At 75.8% G+C, this 18,744-nt stretch carries 15 protein-coding genes; 10 read left to right on the top strand and 5 right to left on the bottom strand.

The features are described from left to right. Positions 1–28 precede the first annotated feature (28 nt). A complete protein-coding gene (locus AC068A_RS01860) occupies positions 29–643 on the top strand; it encodes a DUF6817 domain-containing protein (RefSeq protein ID WP_478579282.1) in 615 nt (204 codons plus the stop codon). Positions 644–680: 37 nt separating this feature from the next. On the opposite strand, the gene AC068A_RS01855 is transcribed toward AC068A_RS01860, so the two are convergent. Together AC068A_RS01855 and AC068A_RS01850 are read right to left on the bottom strand one after the other, a co-directional pair. Next, positions 681–3,095, bottom strand: coding sequence for a glycoside hydrolase family 31 protein (locus AC068A_RS01855; protein ID WP_478579279.1), 2,415 nt, complete (start codon positions 3,093–3,095; stop codon positions 681–683). Between the two features lie 274 nt (positions 3,096–3,369). Continuing rightward, entirely contained in the window at positions 3,370–4,950 is a 1,581-nt protein-coding gene (locus tag AC068A_RS01850; protein WP_478579277.1) for an IucA/IucC family protein, read from the bottom strand. A gap of 118 nt (positions 4,951–5,068) precedes the next feature. Here AC068A_RS01850 and AC068A_RS01845 point away from each other — a divergent pair, with 118 nt between their 5' ends. The 4 genes from AC068A_RS01845 (at position 5,069) to AC068A_RS01830 (ending at position 10,053) form a co-directional block, all read left to right on the top strand. Beyond that, the gene (locus AC068A_RS01845; RefSeq protein WP_478579395.1) at positions 5,069–6,634 is read left to right on the top strand and encodes an IucA/IucC family protein; all 1,566 of its coding nucleotides are present in this window, start codon (positions 5,069–5,071) and stop codon (positions 6,632–6,634) included. An 11-nt stretch (positions 6,635–6,645) separates the two neighbouring features. Then, positions 6,646–7,374 carry a class I SAM-dependent DNA methyltransferase gene (locus AC068A_RS01840; RefSeq protein WP_478579275.1) on the top strand — a complete coding sequence of 243 codons (729 nt, stop codon included), beginning with the start codon at positions 6,646–6,648 and terminating at the stop codon, positions 7,372–7,374. A 96-nt stretch (positions 7,375–7,470) separates the two neighbouring features. After that, on the top strand, positions 7,471–9,099 hold the full coding sequence (locus AC068A_RS01835; RefSeq protein WP_478579273.1) for an FAD-binding oxidoreductase: 1,629 nt from the start codon (positions 7,471–7,473) through the stop codon (positions 9,097–9,099). 21 nt (positions 9,100–9,120) lie between these two features. Beyond that, a complete protein-coding gene (locus AC068A_RS01830) occupies positions 9,121–10,053 on the top strand; it encodes a serine protease family protein (RefSeq protein WP_478579272.1) in 933 nt (310 codons plus the stop codon). On the opposite strand, the gene AC068A_RS01825 is transcribed toward AC068A_RS01830, so the two are convergent. Both AC068A_RS01825 and AC068A_RS01820 read right to left on the bottom strand, forming a co-directional pair. Further along, positions 10,007–10,393 (bottom strand): hypothetical protein, encoded by a 387-nt coding sequence (locus AC068A_RS01825; protein ID WP_478579269.1) that lies wholly within the window; start codon positions 10,391–10,393, stop codon positions 10,007–10,009. The genes AC068A_RS01830 and AC068A_RS01825 overlap by 47 nt on opposite strands. A gap of 248 nt (positions 10,394–10,641) precedes the next feature. Further along, positions 10,642–11,226, bottom strand: coding sequence for an HXXEE domain-containing protein (locus tag AC068A_RS01820; RefSeq protein WP_478579267.1), 585 nt, complete (start codon positions 11,224–11,226; stop codon positions 10,642–10,644). A 154-nt stretch (positions 11,227–11,380) separates the two neighbouring features. Here AC068A_RS01820 and AC068A_RS01815 point away from each other — a divergent pair, with 154 nt between their 5' ends. The 4 genes from AC068A_RS01815 (at position 11,381) to AC068A_RS01800 (ending at position 15,992) form a co-directional block, all read left to right on the top strand. After that, positions 11,381–12,862: a sensor histidine kinase gene (locus AC068A_RS01815; RefSeq protein ID WP_478579264.1), complete on the top strand. Its 1,482-nt coding sequence runs from the start codon at positions 11,381–11,383 to the stop codon at positions 12,860–12,862. Beyond that, complete coding sequence (locus tag AC068A_RS01810; RefSeq protein ID WP_478579261.1) at positions 12,859–13,539, top strand: response regulator; 681 nt, start codon at positions 12,859–12,861, stop codon at positions 13,537–13,539. Before AC068A_RS01815 ends, AC068A_RS01810 begins: the two co-directional genes overlap by 4 nt. 198 nt (positions 13,540–13,737) lie before the next feature. After that, positions 13,738–14,784 carry an alpha/beta hydrolase gene (locus AC068A_RS01805; protein ID WP_478579259.1) on the top strand — a complete coding sequence of 349 codons (1,047 nt, stop codon included), beginning with the start codon at positions 13,738–13,740 and terminating at the stop codon, positions 14,782–14,784. Continuing rightward, on the top strand, positions 14,781–15,992 hold the full coding sequence (locus AC068A_RS01800) for an acyltransferase family protein (protein WP_478579257.1): 1,212 nt from the start codon (positions 14,781–14,783) through the stop codon (positions 15,990–15,992). The genes AC068A_RS01805 and AC068A_RS01800 overlap by 4 nt, the downstream gene beginning before the upstream one ends. A 63-nt stretch (positions 15,993–16,055) precedes the next feature. On the opposite strand, the gene AC068A_RS01795 is transcribed toward AC068A_RS01800, so the two are convergent. Continuing rightward, positions 16,056–16,478 (bottom strand): DUF350 domain-containing protein, encoded by a 423-nt coding sequence (locus tag AC068A_RS01795; RefSeq protein WP_478579255.1) that lies wholly within the window; start codon positions 16,476–16,478, stop codon positions 16,056–16,058. A gap of 191 nt (positions 16,479–16,669) precedes the next feature. Here AC068A_RS01795 and AC068A_RS01790 point away from each other — a divergent pair, with 191 nt between their 5' ends. Then, a complete protein-coding gene (locus AC068A_RS01790) occupies positions 16,670–18,583 on the top strand; it encodes an ABC transporter ATP-binding protein (protein WP_478579253.1) in 1,914 nt (637 codons plus the stop codon). Positions 18,584–18,744: the final 161 nt, after the last annotated feature.

The raw sequence follows: 18,744 nt of genomic DNA, 5'->3' as shown, positions 1-18,744 counted from the left end.
ACCCGCCCACGAGAACGGGAATCGAGCCATGGCCACCCCGGCAGCACCGCAGTCCCCCGAGCCCCCGAAGTCCCGGAAGTCCCCCGAGGGCGGCGACAGCCGCGACGGCCGCGCGGCGGGCGCACTCGCGCTGCTGCGCGGGCTGGGCGCCGAGCGGATCCCGCATCCCGGCGGGACGCTCCTGGCGCACCTCACGCGCGTGCAGGCGCTGCTCGCGTCCTGGGGCGCACGGCCCGAGCTGCGGCTCGCCGGGCTGTGCCACGCGTTCTACGGCACGGACGGCTTCGCCACCGCCCTGCTGCCGGTCGGCCGGCGGGCCGAACTGGCCGCGGTCATCGGGGCCGAGGCCGAGGGGATCGCCTACCTGTACGCCGGCTGCGACCGCTCGGCCTCGTACCCCTCGCTCACCGCCGGGCAGCCGGCCTTCCGGGACCGGTTCACCGGCCGGGTCCACGCCCCGGACCTGCGGGCGCGGCGGGACTTCGCCGAGCTGACCGCCGCGAACGAGCTGGACCTCGCCCGCACCGACCCCGCGTTCCGGGCGGTGCACGGCCCGGAGCTGCGCGCTCTGTTCGACCGCTGGCAGGAACTGCTGAGCGGCCCGGCCCTCCTGGAGTGCCGGGCCGCACTCGGGGACGCCTGACGCCCGGGCCGATCCGGGCCGGACCGGATCGGGCCGGTCAGGGCGTGGACGGCAGGCTGGAGGAAGCGGCCGGGACCGGGTCGGCGGCCGGGACGGTGGTACCGGTGGCGGTGACGCTGAACGCGCCCGACTTTGTACCGGACTTCACCCACAGGATGCCGCCGCGGTCGGCGGGGTCGAAGAACCAGCCGGTCGCGGCCGCGTCGTAGGCGGCCTTGGAGGTCAGGCCGACGAGGGCGGCGCCGTCCGCGGTGACCCGGCCGGGGGCGGACGCCACATGGAGGGTGAACTCGTAGCCGCGGGCGGCGGGCTTGCCGGCGTAGTCGCCGGCGGGGGCGCCCACGGAGACGGTGACCGTGCCGGATCCGGCCGTCGGGGCGGTGACGTCGACCTGCTGCCGGGCGTACGCGCCGGACAGGTGGGCGCGGGTGAGCCCGTCGTCCTCGTACAGGCTGAACGAGGAGGCACCGCGCGGGTGGATGTCGTAGGTGAGGGTGGAGACGGGCTTCTCCCCGGTGTGGTTCATCTGCGGCCACATCGGGACGATCGCGCCGCCCTTGACGAACAGCGGCAGGGTGTCGAGGGGCGCCCGGTACCCGTTCAGCCAGCCCGGCCCGGCGTACGTCTTCCCCGTCCAGTAGTCCGTCCACGTCCCTGCGGGCAGGTAGATGCCGTCGCGGACGGAGGTGTCGGAGACGACCGGCGCGACGAGGAAGGAGTCGCCGGCCATGAACTGGCCGCTGGTGAGGTTGCCGCGGGCCACCGGATCGTCGGGGTGTTCGAGGACCATGGCGCGGGTGCTGGGCACGCCGGTCTCGTGGGCGGTGCGGCTCATCGTGTAGAGGTACGGCATCAGCCGCATCTTCAGCTGGAGGTACTTCCGGTTGACGGAGAGGTACGGTTCGGCGAACCGCCAGGGCTGCTTGTCCTGGTAGCCGGCGGCGGGGTTCACCGCGCCCCAGCCGGACATGGTCATGAAGGCGGGGGTGAAGGCCTTCCACTGGAGGTCGCGGGTGTACGTCTGCGGGCTGCCGCCGAAGATGCCGTCGACGTCGCCGGCGGCGTAGTTGAGCCCGGAGAGGCCGGCCCCGGCGATGGCTGGGACGTGCCAGCGCATGTCGTCCCAGGTGCCGTACGTGTCGCCGGTCCAGACGACGGCGTTGCGCTGGGTGCCGGCCCAGCCGTCGACGGTCCACACGAAGCGGCGGGCGTCGGAGTTCTTCTCGATGCCCTCGACGGCCTGCTGGACCCCGTCGAAGGCGTACTTGTGACCGCTGCCGATCCAGGCGACGTCGGTCTTGACCGCCCGGGTGCCGGCGGTGCCGACCTCGTCGGCGATCCCGGACAGCCCGGTGGAGGTCCACAGCCCGGTCCTGAAGCCCTTGGCCGCGAGGGCGTCCACGGTGGGCTTCAGCGGCGTGGTGTAGCCGCAGCCGTAGCCGTCGTTGGGCAGGAACCAGCCGGAGGGCATGTCGGCGGCCCGGGCGTCGGCCGCGTACCCGACCACGTCGGGGGTGGTCTGGTGGCGGGGCCGGCCGTGGTCGCCCTGGTAGTCGGGGTTGGAGGCGTTGAAGCAGTCGGCGTTGCCGAGCTCCAGGCCCCACAGCGGGGCCAGGAACGGCTTGCCGCTCACGTCGGTGTAGCCGTCGAGCACGGATTTCAGGGAGTCGCCGGTGAAGTACCAGGCGTCGAACCGCTTCTCGTCGTGGGTGAGGGTGGTGGGGGCGCCGAAGCCGTACGAGCCGGGGGCCCAGGTGTTGCGCATCACGCCGTAACCGTTGGTGGACATGTAGAAGGGGACCGGACTGGCGTTGCTGTTCTCGCGCCACTTGTTGTCGACGGCCACCGGCACGGTCTTGCCGCGCAGCGCCCACTCCCCGAGCCGCAGGCCGGTGCCGTAGAACTGCTCGTCCGCACCGCGGGTCAGGTACTGGGTGGTCCGGCTGCCGGTCCATGCGGTGGGCCGGCTCTCCTCCCAGACGAGGGTGGCGTTGTCGGCGCGGTAGACGGAGAACTTCAGGGGCGACTTGTGGACGCGGATGTTCAGCGAACCGGTGGTGATCCGGTAGTGGGAGCCCGCGTCGGTCCAGCCGGCGCCGACGGGGCCGAAGTCGGTGGTGGCGGCCAGGTCGGAGCCGGCCGGGTCGTGGGTGAAGGAGCCGTCGGGCGAGAGCCAGAGCCGGAAGATGTCGCCCCGGGCGATGACGACGCGGGCCTTGGCGCCGCTGGACGCGGTGACGGTGAAGGTGTTCCCCGACCGGGAGAACCCGGTGACGTGGCCCGCCGTGGCCATGGCCGCGGCGCGGGCCGGGGCCGCGGCCGCGGCGGCGGCGGGGAGGCTGATCGGCCCGGCGGCGGCCAGCCCCGCCATGGCCAGGCCCCCGGCGGCCAGTGCGGCGAGGTGCCCTCGCCAGCGCGTGCGCGGACTCGTGCGAATGCCGAGCAATGTCATGGTGCAGCTCCTCGTGCGGTCCGGAGTCACGGACACACCGCTTTGGCATGCGCCTGGCAACATAGCGACCCGCAGAGATCAGTTGGAGAAAGCTGCTCGAACTGTCCGATAACCAAGCAGCTTCGAGCACACCCCATGCGCTCGGCCCTACGGAGGAGCAGTCCGCCGGCTCCGGAGGCACGCAGGTGACGATCAGTCGGATCAGGGGTCCCGCATACCACCTTGGCCGGATCCCGCCACCGCCTCCCCGTGCGCCCCGCCCCCGCCCCCGCCCTTACCGCAGCGGGTTCGGCAGCGGGATGTAGCGGGCGTCCGCGCCGTCCGCCCGGGTCCAGCGCAGCAGCAGGTTCGTCTTGGCCGGCAGAGCGGGGGCGGCGAGCAGTTCCGCGACCTCCGGCAGGCCCCGTTCGGCGTCGTAGCGCAGGAACTCCTCGCGCACCGCGGGCCACACCGGCCCGGCCGCGCCGGGGTGCGCCTCGGCGAGGGCTCCGGCCACCTCCGCCAGGTGGTTGACGACCAGGCAGTAGACCAGGCGCTGCCAGGCGGCCGCCCGGTCCGGCTCCGGCAGCAGTTTCACGCCCTCCGCGTCGCGGAAGAGGGCCTGTACCGGCATGCCCTGCCCGTCGAACGCGACCAGGGTGTTCTGGAGGTGGGCCTCGAGGACGGCTCCGTGCCGGGCGAACAGCTCCAGCACCGGCGGCACAACCTGGCGCAGGTAGGCCCGCCACCAGCCGGCCGGGTCGCCGGTGCGGGCGAGCGGGCTGTCCGCGTACCCCTCGGCGAGCGAGGCGGCGAGCACGGGCACGGCCCCGGGCACCAGGTGCGCGCGCAGCCCGTCGCGGACCAGCACCGCGAGTTCCTCGAAGGCGAAGGCGGCGGTGCGGTAGCCGCGGTCGGGGAGCCAGGCGGCGTTCGACCCGGTGCTCCGCAGCGCGGCGAAGCCCGCCTCGACGGCCGCGTCCGTGCGGCGCAGCTTCAGCAGGTCGTGCCGCCACAGCCGGCGTACGTCGTTGGTGATCCGGACGTCGAGGCTGAACTTCACGAAGAGGTCGCCGACGGCCTCACCGGCGGCCCCACCGCCGGCGTCCTCCCCGGCCCCGCCCCCGGGCACGTACAGCGTCCGGACCGAGGCGGTGGGCCAGGCGGGCCGCCTCCCCCGGCCGAGGTGCAGCAGCCGCCCGTCGGCGAACGCCGCACGGACCGCGGCGGAGCCGTCGAGCAGTTCCAGCTGCCAGGGGTGGGCGGGCAGCAGCCGGTAGCCGGCGGGCGGGCGGGGACCGTCCTGGAGGGCGGCCAGGGCGTCGATGGCATCGGCGGCGGCCGGCCCGCCCTCCTCCGCCACCTGGTCCTCGCGGAGCCCGAGGAAGACCAGCGGGAAGCGGGCGTGGGCCTCCGGCGCGTACGGCAGCCAGCGCGCGGCGGGCGCACCGCCCCGGGCCTTGGGCGCGGGGTGGTGCGGGTGGCCCATGACGAGGGACTGCTCGGACAGGACGTACGGGTCCTCGGGCGGTTCGGCGGCGGCCCGGGCGGCGAGCAGTGCGGCGATGGCCTCGCGGCTGTCGGCCATCTCGACCGGGAGCTCGTCGTTCGGTGTGCCCGTGTACCGCAGGAGTTCGTCGGCGACCAGCTTCACCAGTTCGGTGTGGCTGAGCGGGCGCCAGCCTTCGTCCGTGCCCAGTTCGGGGTGTGCGGGCCGGCGGCCGGGGCGCACCCGCAGCAGGCGGCCGCTGCCGCGCAGCCGGTGGACGCCTGCGTCCTCGGGGTCGGCCGCCTCCCGCAGCAGGCAGTTGAGCAGGGGGGCGGCGGCGCGTGCGTCGGCGACGGCGTTGAGGTCCACGGATTCCATTCGGTCCATCCCATGCGCCGGAGGCCCGCTGGGCGGACGACCGGCCGTGATCATCAGTATCCGCGATGATGACGTGATCACCACAACCATCCGCGAGAGCGAGAGGAGCAGGGCCCTGCACCCCAGCATGAGCCTCCCCGACTCCCCGGCCGAAGAGGCCGTATCCGCCGAACTGGCCGACGTGCACCCCGCACTCGGCGCCCCGTACGGGTCCGCGCTCGGCGGTGCGCGGGCCGCGGTGCTGACCCGGCTGTGGCGGGCGCTGGCGTACGAACCGCTGCCGTGGGTGGTGCGCCGCGAGCGGGGCTCCGGCGGCCTGGCCCTGCTGCTGTCCGACGGCAGGCGGCTGGAGGGTCCGCCGCCGGACCCGTACGCGACCGGTTCGCGCGTGACCGAGCTCCTCCTCGACGGCACCCCGTACCGGCAGGCCGGGCGGCTGATGGCGGCCCTGCGGGTGCCGCACGGGAACGCGTTCGCCGCCGAGCTCGACGGCAGCACCGCCTCCCTGGCCCTGTCGCGTGCGGGGCAGCCCCCCGCGGGCGAGCCGGATCCGGATACCGCCTGGAAGTGGGAGCAGCGGGTGGTCGACGGGCACCCGTACCATCCGAACTGCCGCTCCCGCCCCGGGTTCTCGGTGGCCGAGCAGCTGGCGTACGCCCCCGAGCACCGGCCGGTGGTGCAGCTCGGGCTGGTGGCCGTACGGGCCGAGGAGTGCCTGGTCACGGGCGTCTGGCCGGCCGAGCTGCGGGCGGAAGGCCGGATCCTGCTGCCCGTGCACCCCTGGCAGGCGGAGCACGTCTTGAAGCAGATGGGCCTGCAGCAGACGGGCCGGGGCGCGGACGCGCTGCGCCCGGGCGGGGCGGCGCATCCGCTGATGTCGCTGCGCACGCTCAGCCCGGCGGCGGGCGGTCCGCACGTCAAGACGGCGCTGAGCACCCGGCTGACCTCCTCCGTGCGGGACATCTCGGGCTATTCGATCGAGACGGCGGCCGCCGTGTCCGCCTTCGCCCAGGCGCTGGCCGAACGGCTGGACGGACGGCTGCACATCACCCGCACCCTGGGCGCCGCGTCGGCGCACAGCCCGGACCTGGCCGCCGTGCTGCGCGAACCGCCGGAGGTGTACGCGGACGCGGCGGCGGGCGAGCGGGTCGTGCCGGTGGCGGCGCTGGCCGGGGCGCCGTTCGCCCGCTCGGCGGCCTGGCAGGCGGCGTTCGCCCGCCTCGCGCTCTCCGTGTGCCTGCGGGTGCTGGACCTCGGGGTGGCGCTGGAGGCCCACGGGCAGAACCTCCTCGTGGTCCTCTCCCCCGACGACACCCCGCTGCGGCTGGTCTACCGGGATCTGGCCGACATCCGGATCAGCCCGGCCCGCCTCGCCCGGCACGGCCTGCCGGTGCCGCCGGTGTCGGGCCGGCTGATCACCGACGACGTGACCGCCCTGCGGCGCAAGCTGTTCGGCTCCCTGCTGGCCGGATCCCTGGGCGCCACGGCGGGCTCGGCGGCGGCCTTCGCGGAGGTGCTCGGGCGGGCGGTGGCCGGGCTGGCGCCCACCGCCGACACGGGGGCGCTGCTGGGCGCTCCGCTGCCGGCCAAGGCGCTGACCCTGATGAGGCTGAGCCCGGGGATCCCGGGCGACCAGTGGACCGGCCTGGACAACCCGCTGATCGGGGGTGAGCCGGGCGGGCGCGCGGGCTAGTCTCCGGGGGCATGAGCGAGACCTCGTACCTGAGCTCCGTACGGGCGTCCTACGACGCCGTCGCCGTCGACTACGCCCGGCTGCTCGGGTCGGACCTGGACGGCAGACCGCTCGACCGGGCCATGCTGTCGGCCTTCGCCGAGTGCGTGCGGGGCGGGGAGGGCGGCGGGGCGGCCGGGCGGGTGGTCGCCGACCTGGGCTGCGGTCCGGGCCGGATCACCGCCCATCTGGATGCGCTCGGCCTGCGGGCCTTCGGGGTCGATCTGTCGCCGGCGATGGTGGCGGTGGCCCGGCGGAGCTTTCCGGGCCTGCGGTTCGAGGTGGGCTCGATGGGCGCGCTGGACGTGTCGGACGGCGTGCTCGGCGGGGTCCTGGCCTGGTACTCCACCGTGCACACCCCGCCGGCCGGACTGCCGCCGCTGTTCGCGGAGTTCGCGCGGGTGCTGGCGCCGGGCGGGCATCTGCTGATCGCGTTCAAGGCGGGCGACCGGCGGATCCGCCTGGAGCACGCGTACGGGCACCGGGTCGACCTGGACGTGTACTGGACCCCGCCGGACCTGATCGCCGGACTGCTGGCCGACGCCGGGCTGGCCGAGGTGGCCCGCCTGGTGCGGCAGCCCGGCCCCCGCGAGTCGGGCCCGCAGGGCTTCCTGCTGGCCCGCCGGGCCGGCGACGGGGAGCGGACGGCCCCGGAGGCGGAACCCGGAGGCCCCCGGCGGGGGGCGGCTCCGGGGCACTGACGGCCCGCCGGACGGCCGTCGGCCGTTCGGGGGGCAGCGGGGCGGCGGCGGGCCCGCCTGCACGGCGATCGGCGCGGGCGGTGGCAGGAAGGAGGAATGAGCCTCCACCGCCGCCGGCTCCTGGCCGGCGCACCCTTGGCCGTCCTCGCGGCCGCCGGGTCGGCCGCCGGGTCGTCCGCCGGGTCCGGCGCCGGGGCAGCCGCCGGGTCGGGCACGGGTTCCGGCGCCCGGGCGGGCATCGCTTCCGGCGCCGGGTCGGCTGCCCGGGCGGGAGCGCCCGCCCGGGGCCCGGACCACGGGGCGCTCGCCCGCGGCATCGACGGGCGGATCGTCCTGCCGGGCGACCCCGACTACCCGGAGGCCCGGCAGCTGTTCCAGCCGCGCTACGACACCGTCGCCCCGGCCGCCGTGGCCTATCCGGCGCACGCCGGCGACGTGGCCGTCTGCCTGGACTTCGCCCGCCGTTCGGCGGTGCCGGTCGTCCCGCGCTCCGGCGGGCACAGCTACGCCGGCTGGTCGACCTGCGCAGGCGGGCTCGTCGTCGACGTCAGCGCCATGGACGGGGTGGCCGTGTCGGGGACCGGGGTGCGGATCGGCGCCGGCGCCCGGCTCGGCGACGTCAACCGGACCCTCGCCGCACACGGCCGCGGCATCCCGACCGGCCTGTGCCCCACCGTGGGAATCGCCGGGCTCACCCTCGGCGGCGGGCTGGGCCTCGCCTCCCGGGCGTACGGGGCCACCTGCGACCGTCTCACCGGCGCGACCGCGGTCACCCCGGACGGAGTCGTCCGGGAGGTCGACGCCACCGGGGACCCGGACCTGTTCTGGGCCCTGCGCGGCGGCGGGGGCGGCAACTTCGCCGTGGTCACCGAACTCCGCTTCGACACCCACCCGGCCGCGGACTGCGCCTACGCCGAACTCCACTGGTCCGGCACCGACGCCGACTCGGCGGCCGTGCTCCGCGGCTGGCAGCGCTGGCTGGCCGCCCTGCCCGAACCGTTCTGGAGCCAGGTGGAGTTCCTCCTTCCGTCCGGCCCGCCGCCCCCGCCCGCCGTCCGCGTGCTCTGCCTCGACGGGCGCGCCGAGCTGGACCGGCAGCTGACCCGGCTGGCCGACCTGGTCGGCAGCCCGCCCCGGGACTCCCGGGCCGTCGTCCGCGGCTACGAGGAGACCCTGCGGGCGATGTCCGGCTGCCCGGAGCGGTCCGCCGCCCAGTGCCGGCTGCCGGGCACGCTGCCCGGCCGCGGCGCCGAGGGCCGGATCGGCCGGGACTCCTACGGCGCCCGCTCGGACTTCTGGCCGGCCGCGGGGCTCCCGGACGCCGCGGTGGCCGCGGTCCTGGCCCGGATGCGCCGGTACGCACGGGACGTGCCCGCCGGCGGGCTGGGCGTCGTGCAGTTCACCGGGGACTGCGGCGGCGCCGTCAACCGGCCCGCACCCGCCGACACCGCGTTCGTGCACCGCGACAGCGCCTTCCTCACCCAGTACCTGGCCTACTGGCCGGACACCGCCACGCCCGCCGGGACGGCCCGGCACCTGGCCTGGCTCGACGCGCTCTGGCAGGACCTGCGCCCCTGGGCGGGCGGGCGCGCGTACCAGAACTACACCGACCCGAAGCTGACCGGCTGGCGCACGGCCTACTACGGGCCGAACCTCGCCCGCCTCGAAGAGGTCCGGCGCGCCCACGACCCCGGGCGGCTGTTCCGTTTCCCCCAGGCCGTCTAGCGGAGCCCCAAGGAGTCCGACATGCGAAGACTGTTGACGGTGGCGGCGATGGCGGTCGCCCTGCTGCTGCCGGGCGGGCCGCTGCCCGTGGCCGAGGCGGGCAGCGGCCTGCCGCCGACGACCGGCCGGTGGTCCGCCCGGGAGGCGGAGGCGTTCTGGACGGCCGACCGGATGGCGTCCGCCGCCCCCGTCAACGCGAGCGGCCCCGACGGGCCGGCCGCGGCCGCCGACCCCGGCACCGGCAGGGACTTCGACGGGATCCCGGTCGTCGGCCGGATGTTCGTCATGAAGGGCGGCGGCGCATACTTCTGCACCGCCAGCGTGGTCTCCTCCCCCGGCCGCAACCTGGTGCTCAGCGCGGCGCACTGCCTGCTCGGCACCGATGCCCGGCAGGTGGCTTTCGTACCGCTGTACACGGCGGAGAACCCGCAGCCGTACGGCATGTTCCCGGTGTTGCGGGACGCGCAGGGACGGTCGAAGGTGTGGATCGACCCGCGGTACAAGAGCCTCGGGGCGGACGGGGCGGCAACCCTCGACGCGGCGTTCGCGCAGGTCGGCCCGGATGCCGACGGGTTCCCGGTGGAGGAGGTGGTCGGCGGGAACCGGCTGGTCACCGACGCGGGCTACGCGCACCCGCAGGTGACGCTGATCGGCTACCCGGCGTCCGCGGCACGGCCGCGGCTGTGCGTGAACCGCACGACGAGGTTCACCAGCACCGATCCGGGCATCCCGGGGTCGTTCCTGCGGATCGACTGCACCGGGTACCCGGGCGGCACCAGCGGAGGCCCGTTCCTGACCCGCTACGACAAGGAGACCGAGACGGGGGACGTGGTCGGGGTCATCGGCGGCTGGAAGACCGGCGGGGACACCGCGGACACCTCGTACAGCTCCTACTTCGGCGCCGACGTCAGGAAGCTGTACCAGAAGGCCGTTGCCGAGGCAGCGGCGGGGTGACCACCCGCGCCCAGCGGGTCCGCCGCGGGTTGCCCACGCTGCGGGGCGCCGTCGGAACCTCCGCGGCGGTCAGCGGGTCGGCGGGCGCGAGGGAGAACCGGCGGCGCAGGTCGGCGAGGGCGGCGTGGACCGGCGCCAGGATGGCCTCGGCGCTCGGGTGGAGGTACGCCAGCGCGTGTGCGGTGGTCTCGATGGTCTCGGCGGCGTCCTCGGCCGCCGTACGGCTCCACCCGCCGGTCCGGGCGGAGTTCCAGGGGGCGACGGCGTCGTGGAGGTGGCAGGCGGCGTCGGCCGCGGCGTCGGCCCGCTCACCGACGCCCGGGGCCGCGATGGCCGGCAACTGCTCCGGCTGCCTTCCGGCGGTCTCCCCCTCGGCTGAAGCCGAAGGGGGGATCGCTTCGGGGTGCAAGCCCGCTGCTCCGGCGGTGGGTGGGGTCACACCGGGTCAACGAGCGGGACGGCCGCGAGGAACGGGCCGACGTCCCGGATGGTCCGGATGGCGGGCCGACGGCCTGACGGGGCGACGGTCCGGCACGCCTGTCCGAGCCGCAGTGCCGGCCGGGCTCACACCGGCCCGCCGGGCCTCTGTCAGACGGCCGGCCCGGTACGGCGCACGATCCGCCGGGCAGCGGCCTGCGCGCCAGCCGCGGTGGCGGCGGCCAGGGCCAGCCCGAGCACCGCATCGCGCGGCCGCGTCGGCCGCAGCACCCCGGCGCGCCGGAGCCGGCCACGGGCCCAGACGGTGAACGGGACCACGAGCAGCGGCGAGGTGACCACGCCGGGGGTGTAGCCGCGGGTGGCGGCGGCCTGCGCGACGTGGACCAGGCCGTGCAGGCCGAAGGCGTTCAGGGAGGCCTGGTAGAAGGCGGACCTCCCGCCGGTGCGGTGGCCGTCGGCGGCCGCCGCGCCCACCACGACGGCCGCGACGGCGACGGCGGTGGCGAACTCCCGCCCGTCCACCGACCCGAGGCGGTCCCACACCCGGTCGGGCACCCGGGGGTGGCGTGCGCGCAGGACGGGGACCCGGTCGCGGGACCAGCGCCCCATCGTCGCGATCTCCTCCGTGTCGTGCAGGGCCCAGGCGGCCAGCAGGCCGAGCGTGGCGGCGGCCGTGACGCCGGCCGCAGCGGGGGCCGGTGCCGGGGGCGTGGCGGTGGTTCCGGGTGCGCTCATGGGCCACAGTCTGCAAGATCGTCAGCCGCGGCAGGAGCGATATTCGGCCGAACTCCCGTTGCCCGGGGGCGCGATGCCGGTCCGGGCGGCGTGCGGTCCCGGGTCCGGCCCGGCCCCGGCCCGGCGACCGCGCGGCGCCTACGCTGGTCGGACCATGAGCGATCGTGATGAGCCCCGCCGCCGTTCCCGGTTCCGCCGGCGCCCCCGTACGCCCGGGCCCGCCGCCGCACAGAGGGACGCGGCCCCGCCCGCGTCCGGCGTCGCGGCGCCCGCCCCCACCCCCACCCCCGCCCCGGCCCCGGCCTCGGCCGCCGCGCGGGCGACGCCGGCCCGGCTCGGCCGGCTGCTGCTGCGCTCCCCCGCCCGGCCGGGTGAACCCCTGTTCGCGCAGGCGCCGAAGGCCTGGCAGCGGCTGCTGCCCTTCGCCGTCGCCGCAGCCTTCGTGGCGGCCCTCCTGCCGGTCACGGTCGTCGTGCTGACCGACTCCTACGGGGCCGGCGGCGGCTGGGCGGGGGCGCTGGGCGTGGCCCAGACCGTGCCGCTGCTGCTGGCCGTGACACGGCCGGTGCGCGCCTGGGCGATCGTGCTGGGCGCGGACACCGTGGGGGCGCTGGTGGTGCTCGGGTCGGACGGCCTGGCCGGAGTTGCCTGGCCGTGGACCCCGATGGCGATCGTCGGCTACCTGGTGGTGATGGTGTGCCTGGGGCTGCGCGAGCCCGTCAGGACGCTGATCGGGGTCTGGCTGGCCACGGGTGCGGTCGGGGTGGTGCTGGGGTTCTTCCATCCGGCCGGGACGACGGACACCGTCGCCCTCCTCTTCGTCCTCGGCGGGGCCCTGCTCGCGGTGACGGGATCCCTGCGCGGACTCGGCGACGCCCAGCAGCGGATCGCCGAGCAGGAGAGCATCAGCGAGGCGGAACGGGCCCGGCGCACACTGCTGGAGGAACGGGCCCGGATCGCCCGGGAGTTGCACGACGTGGTGGCGCACCACATGTCGGTGATCACCGTGCAGGCGGATTCCGCGCCGTACCGGCTGCCGGGCATGGCGGAGCCGGTGCGCGAGGAGTTCGCGGCGATCGCGGCGAGCGCGCGGGAGTCGCTGGGCGAGATGCGGCGGCTGCTGACCGTACTGCGCAGCGACCGGGCGAGCGGGGCGGACGCGGACGGAACGCCCGGAGCCGACGGCGGATCGGGCGCCGGCACCGGCGCCGAACGGGCCCCGCAGCCCGGCATCGGCCGCATCCAGCAGCTCGTCGAGGCGACCGTACGGGCCGGGCAGCCGGTGGAGTTGTCGCTGGCCGCCGGGGCGGACAGGGCGGCGCCGCCGGCCGTGGACCTGTCGGCGTACCGGATCGTGCAGGAGGCGCTCGCGAACGTGGTGCGGCACGCACCCGGGGCACGGGCCCGCGTCTCGGTGGCGTACGACGCGCAGGAGGTCCTCGTCCTCGTCGTCAACGGGCCCGGCCAGGAGGGTGTGCCGGTGCTGGAGACCGCGGGCACCGGGCACGGCCTGGTGGGGATGTGCGAGCGCGTACGGTTGACGGGCGGGACGCTGGACACCGGTCCGCTGCCCGACGGCGGCTTCCGGGTCGCCGCCCGCCTGCCGCTGAACGGATCGAGCGAGGACACCAGTTGACCATCCGAGTGATCATCGTCGACGACCAGGCCATGGTGCGCGCGGGGTTCGCCGCGCTGCTGTCGGCACAGGCCGACATCGATGTGGTGGGCGAGGCCCCCGACGGGCGGCAGGGGGTGGCCCTGGCCCGGTCGGTCCACCCGGACGTGGTCCTGATGGACGTGCGGATGCCGGAGCTGGACGGGCTGAGCGCGGCCCGGGAGATCCTCGACCCGCCGCCCGGGGTGGTGCACCGGCCGAAGGTGCTGATGCTGACCACCTTCGACATCGACGACTACGTGTACGAGGCGCTGCGCGCCGGCGCATCCGGGTTCCTGCTGAAGGACGCGCCGCCGGCCGACCTGATCTCGGCGGTCCGCGTCGTCGCGTCGGGCGAGGCGCTGCTGGCGCCCTCGGTGACGCGGCGCCTGATCGCGGACCTCGTGCAGCAGCGGCCGGCCCCGCGCCGGGATCCGGCGCTCCGGCTGAAGGGGCTGACCCCGAGGGAGTCCGAGGTGCTGGAGCTGATCGCACGGGGGCTGTCGAACCAGGAGATCGCCGGGCACCTGGTGGTGGCCGAGCAGACGGTGAAGACGCACATCGGGCGGGTGCTGGCCAAGCTGGACCTCCGCGACCGGGCGCAGGCCGTGATCTTCGCGTACGAGGCGGGAGTGGTGCGGCCCGGCGACGGCGGCTGACCTCCTGCCCTGCTGCCGGGCTCCCTCCACCCGCTGCCGGGCTCCCCAACCCGCTGCCGGGGCAGGCACCTGCACCCGCCGGCCGCGGCTCCTCCACCCCCTACCGGGGTATGACATCCGGCTTGGCTCCGCGGTCCGACGCGGCGGCGGACACCTCCTTCCTACCTTCCTCGGCGTCACGAGGAGAGGAGAAGGGGAATGCGCCGCTTCGGAAGGACCCTGGCCACTGCCGCGCTGGCGGTGGCCGTGGTCGCGGGGACCGCCGGATGGGCCGCCGGAGACAGCCTTCAGGAGGCGGTCACCGGCCCGCCGCCGGGCACGTCCGCGTGGCGGGCCGACACCACGTCCGGGCGGCCGCTGCCCGATCCGGCGACCGCGTCCCCGTACGAGGTGGCCCGCTTCTTCGCCGGGCTCGACGAGGCGGGGCGGCGGGAGCTCGCCCGGCGCCACCCGCTGGTGGTCGGCAATCTGGACGGTGCCCCCCTCGCCCTGCGGTACGAGGCCAACCGGCTGGCGGTGGCGGCCACGGGGCAGGCGCGCTTCGCCCCGCTCGCCGCGCCCGGACGGCAGGTCCTCGCCTTCGACCCGCGGGGGCGCGGGCAGGTCGCCGAGGTGTTCGGGGACCTGGAGCGGGCCGCGCACGTCGCGGTGGTGGTACCGGGGTCCGACAACGACGCCGCTTCCCACGACGCCGGCCGCACCCCGCACACCGGCCCGGCCGGAATGGCCCGTTCGCTGCACGCCGCGGCCGGCGGGGACACCGCCGTGGTGGCGTGGACCGGCTACACGACCCCCGTCGGCGTCGGCCTGGACGCGGCCGCCGGCCGGCTCGCGGAGGCGGGGGCGGTCCGGCTGGCCCGGTTCACCGCGGGGCTCGACGCGGTCGGGGCGCCCGATCCGGTGCTGTTCGGGCACAGTTACGGGTCGGTGGTGTGCGGGCTCGCGGCCCGGCACACGGACGCCTCCGACATCGTCGTGTCCGGCTCCCCCGGCCTGCGCGCCGACACCGCCGCCGGCCTGCGCACCCGGGCCCGGATCTGGGCGGCGCGGGGGCCGTCGGACTGGATCGCGGACGTGCCGAACGTGGCGTTCGCCGGGCTCGGCCACGGCGCCGACCCGGCCTCGCCCGCCTTCGGCGCCCGTACGGTGCCGGCCGCCGATGTCCGCGGCCACACCGGGTACTTCGTGCCCGGAACCCAGTCGCTGGCGGCGTTCGCCGCGATCGCGAAGGGGCAGGTGCAGTGAGCGCCGCGGCCGTGCTGCGGCGGACGGCCGACCGCATCGAGCGGCGGACGCCCGCCCACCGGGACCGGGCGCTCGACGGGCTGCGGGCCCTCGCACTGCTGGCCGTGCCGACCGGGCACTGGCTGCTCGGCGGGTTCACCCTCGACCCCGACGGCGGACTGCACAACGCCAGCCCGCTCTCCGCGTTCGCGGCGCTCGCGCCGGCGAGCTGGGTGCTGCAGATGCTCGGCATCTTCTTCCTGGTCGGCGGCCACGCCTCGGTGTTGTCGTACCACCGGCGCGAGGGGTCCACCGGGGCCTGGCTGCGGGGCCGGTTCGCCCGGCTGGGGCGGCCGGTGCTCGGGGTCGCGGCGGTGTGGGCGCTGGCCGCGCCGGTCCTCTACGCGGCCGGGGTGCCGGAGGTGACGCTGCGGACCGCGGCGACGCTGGTGATCCAGCCGCTGTGGTTCGTCGGGGTGTACCTGGTGGTGACCGCACTGACCCCGTACTGCGTGCGGGCCGCCCGGCGGCTCGGCGGGTGGGCGGCGGCCCCGCTGCTCGCCTCGGTCGCGGTGGTGGACTTCCTGCGGTACGGGCCGTTCGCCGGGTCCGTGCCGTCCTGGCTGGCGGTGCTGAACATCCTGCCCGGCTGGCTGTTCGCCTACCAGCTGGGGGTGTCGTGGGGCGAGCGGCGGATCGGGCGGCGCGGGGCCCGGCTGCTGCTGGCGGGCGGGGGCCTGCTGTTCGCGGTGCTGCTCGTGGTGTTCCACTACCCGGCGTCGATGGTCGGCGTACCGGGCGCGGAGCGGACCAACTCGCACCCCCCGTCGCTGCTGGTGCCGGCGCTGGCCGCGGCGCAGTCGGGGGCGGCGATGCTGCTGCGGGACCGGCTGGCGCGGCTGCTGGAGCGGCCGGCGCTGTGGGCGCCGGTGGTGGTGGTCAACCTGTGCGCGATGACGATCCTGTGCTGGCACCAGACGGCCATGCTGGCGGCGGCCGTTCCCGGCTCGTTCGCGGGCGGGGTGGCGGGTCTGACGACGGCTCCGGACAGCCCGGTCTGGATCGCGGCGCGGCTGGCGTGGCTGCCGGTGTTCGCGGTGCTGCTGGTGGGCATCGCCCGGTACGCGCGGCGGTTCGAGGAGCCGTGGACGGGGGCGACGGCGGTGCGGCGGACGGCTGCCGGACTGCTGGCGGCCGGGTACGCGGTGTTCGCGCTGGGCCTGGCCTGATCCCGCGGTACGACGAGAGCGCCGCTCCCCGCCGGGTGCGGCGCTCTCGCGCGGGTGCTCGGGTCAGGCGATCGAGGCCGCGACGATGGCGGCCACGGCCAGGTTGCAGCAGGCCGTCACCCAGACCGCCGGGTGGGGCTCCGGGTCGACCACTATGGCGCCGAGCTTGCCCGGGGTCACCCAGTCCAGCACCAGGAAGGCCAGCGCCATCAGGACCAGGCCGAGGATGCCGAAGGCGGCCGTGGACAGCAGGCCCTTGCCGAAGGTCTCGTACGTCGTCCAGATCGAGGTGAACACGATCCCGCCGATGCCGAGGAGGGCCGAGCTCAGCGTGATGGCCGCGTTGCGGTTGCGCTCCTCCCAGATCTGCTTCGGGAGCTTCCCGGGTGTCAGCACGTCCACCAGGACGATCCCGAGGATCAGCAGGACCAGGCCCAGGGCGCCGTAGGCGCTGGTACGGCCAAGTCCGTTGACGATGTCGCTCATTGTGAAGCCTGTCTTCGCGGGGGTTGGAAGGGAACCGGTGGGAGGGGCCGGGAGTGGCCGAATCTATCGCACCGCCCGGCCCCGGACCATGGGCAGGTCAGGTATGGGTAAAGGCCTTGGGCAGGCGGTGCAGTTCGCGGTGGGGCGCGACGGTTGACCTCAAGATTGGTTGAGGTTCTAGCGTTCCCCTCATGGACATGGAAGTCACCGCCTGGACCTCACTGCGCAGCGTGATCGACGCCCAGCAGGACCGCCGCCCCGTCTCCCGGGCGAGCCTGCGCCGGATCGCCGCGTTCGCCCGCCCGCACCGCCGCGGGCTGACCCTGTTCCTCCTCCTCAGCATCGTGGCCGCCCTGCTCGCGGTCGCCACCCCGGTGCTGGCCAGCCGGGTCGTCACCGCGATCGTCGACGGCCGGGACTCCTCCACCGTCGTCCGGTTCGCCCTGCTCATCGCGCTGATCGCGGTCGCGGAGGCCGGACTCGGGCTGCTGGCCCGCAAACTGTCGGCCACCCTCGGCGAGGGGCTGATCCTCGACCTGCGGAGGGCGGTCTTCGACCACGTCCAGCGGATGCCGGTCGCCTTCTTCACCCGGACCCGGACCGGCGCCCTGGTCAGCCGGCTGGGCAACGACGTCATCGGCGCCCAGCGGGCGTTCAGCAACACCCTGTCCGGGGTGGTCGCCAACACCGTGACCCTGCTGCTGACGCTGGCCGTCATGCTGGGCATCTCCTGGCAGATCACCCTGCTGGCCCTGCTGCTCCTGCCCGTGTTCGTGGTCCCGGCCCGCCGGATGGGGGCGCGCATGGCCGCGCTCCAGCGGGAGGCGTCCGCCCTCAACGCCGCCATGGGCACCCAGATGACCGAACGGTTCTCCGCGCCCGGCGCCACCCTGGTCAAGCTGTTCGGACGGCCGGCCGACGAGTCCGCGGAGTTCGCCGCCCGGGCGGGCCGGGTCCGCGACATCGGCATCCGCACGGCGATGGCGCAGTCGGCGTTCATCACCGCGCTCACCCTGGTCTCGGCCCTCGCCCTCGCGCTGGTCTACGGGCTCGGCGGGTACTTCGCCCTGCGCGGCACCCTGGACGCCGGGAGCGTCGTCGCCCTGGCCCTGCTGCTCACCCGGCTGTACGCCCCGCTGACCGCGCTGGCCGGCGCCCGCGTGGAGGTGATGAGCGCCCTGGTGAGCTTCGAGCGGGTCTTCGAGATCCTCGACCTGGAACCGCTCATCGCGCAGAAGCCGGACGCCCGCAGGGTCCCGGACGGGCCGGTCTCCGTCGAGTTCGACCGGGTCTCCTTCGGCTACCCCTCCCCCGACAAGGTCTCGCTCGCCTCCCTGGAGGATGTCGCGGCCCTCGACGCCCGCGGCGGCGACCGGGTCCTGCACGAGGTGTCGTTCCGGGCCGAGCCCGGCCGGATGATCGCCCTGGTCGGCTCCTCCGGCGCCGGGAAGTCCACCATCGCGCAGTTGCTGCCCCGCCTGTACGACGCGGACGCGGGCTCCGTGCGCCTCGGCGGGGTCGACGTACGGGACCTCAGCGCCGACTCGATCCGCGAGACCCTCGGCATGGTCACCCAGGACGGGCACCTCTTCCACGAATCGGTACGGGCCAACCTGCTGCTGGCCCGGCCCGAGGCCACCGAGGAGGAGCTGTGGGAGGCGCTGCGCCGCTCGCGGCTGGACGGGCTGGTCGCCTCGCTCCCGGACGGCCTGGACACGGTGGTCGGCGAACGCGGGTACCGGCTGTCGGGCGGGGAGCGGCAGCGGCTGACCATCGCCCGGCTGCTGCTGGCCCGGCAGCGGGTGGTGATCCTGGACGAGGCCACGGCGCACCTGGACTCCACCTCCGAGGCGGCGGTGCAGGAGGCGCTGGGCGAAGCCCTGGCGGGCCGGACCGCGGTGGTGATCGCGCACCGGCTGTCGACGGTGCAGGCGGCCGACCAGATCCTGGTGGTCGAGGACGGCCGGATCGTGGAGCGCGGTACGCACAGCGGTCTGCTGGCCGCGGGCGGACGGTACGAGGAGCTGTACCGGACCCAGTTCGCGCCGGCCGGGTACGCGCCGGCCGGGTACGCGCCGGCCGAGACGGCGCCGGCCGGCGCCTGAGGCGGGTGCCGGGCGGGCCCGGCGCGCGGGCCGTACGCGCGTGCTGGGCGGCGCCCGCCGGCCGGCGGGCGCATGATGCGGGGAGGCCCCGCACCGGGCAAGCGCCGAGCCGGCACCGAGCAGGCACCGAGCGAGCACCAAGCGAGCACCGTGGAGCAGGA

The sequence above is a fragment of the Streptomyces sp. NPDC043854 genome, assembly GCF_056436005.1.
Note: the sequence above shows the minus strand (reverse complement) of the source record. Positions and strands in the feature narration are given on the sequence as shown.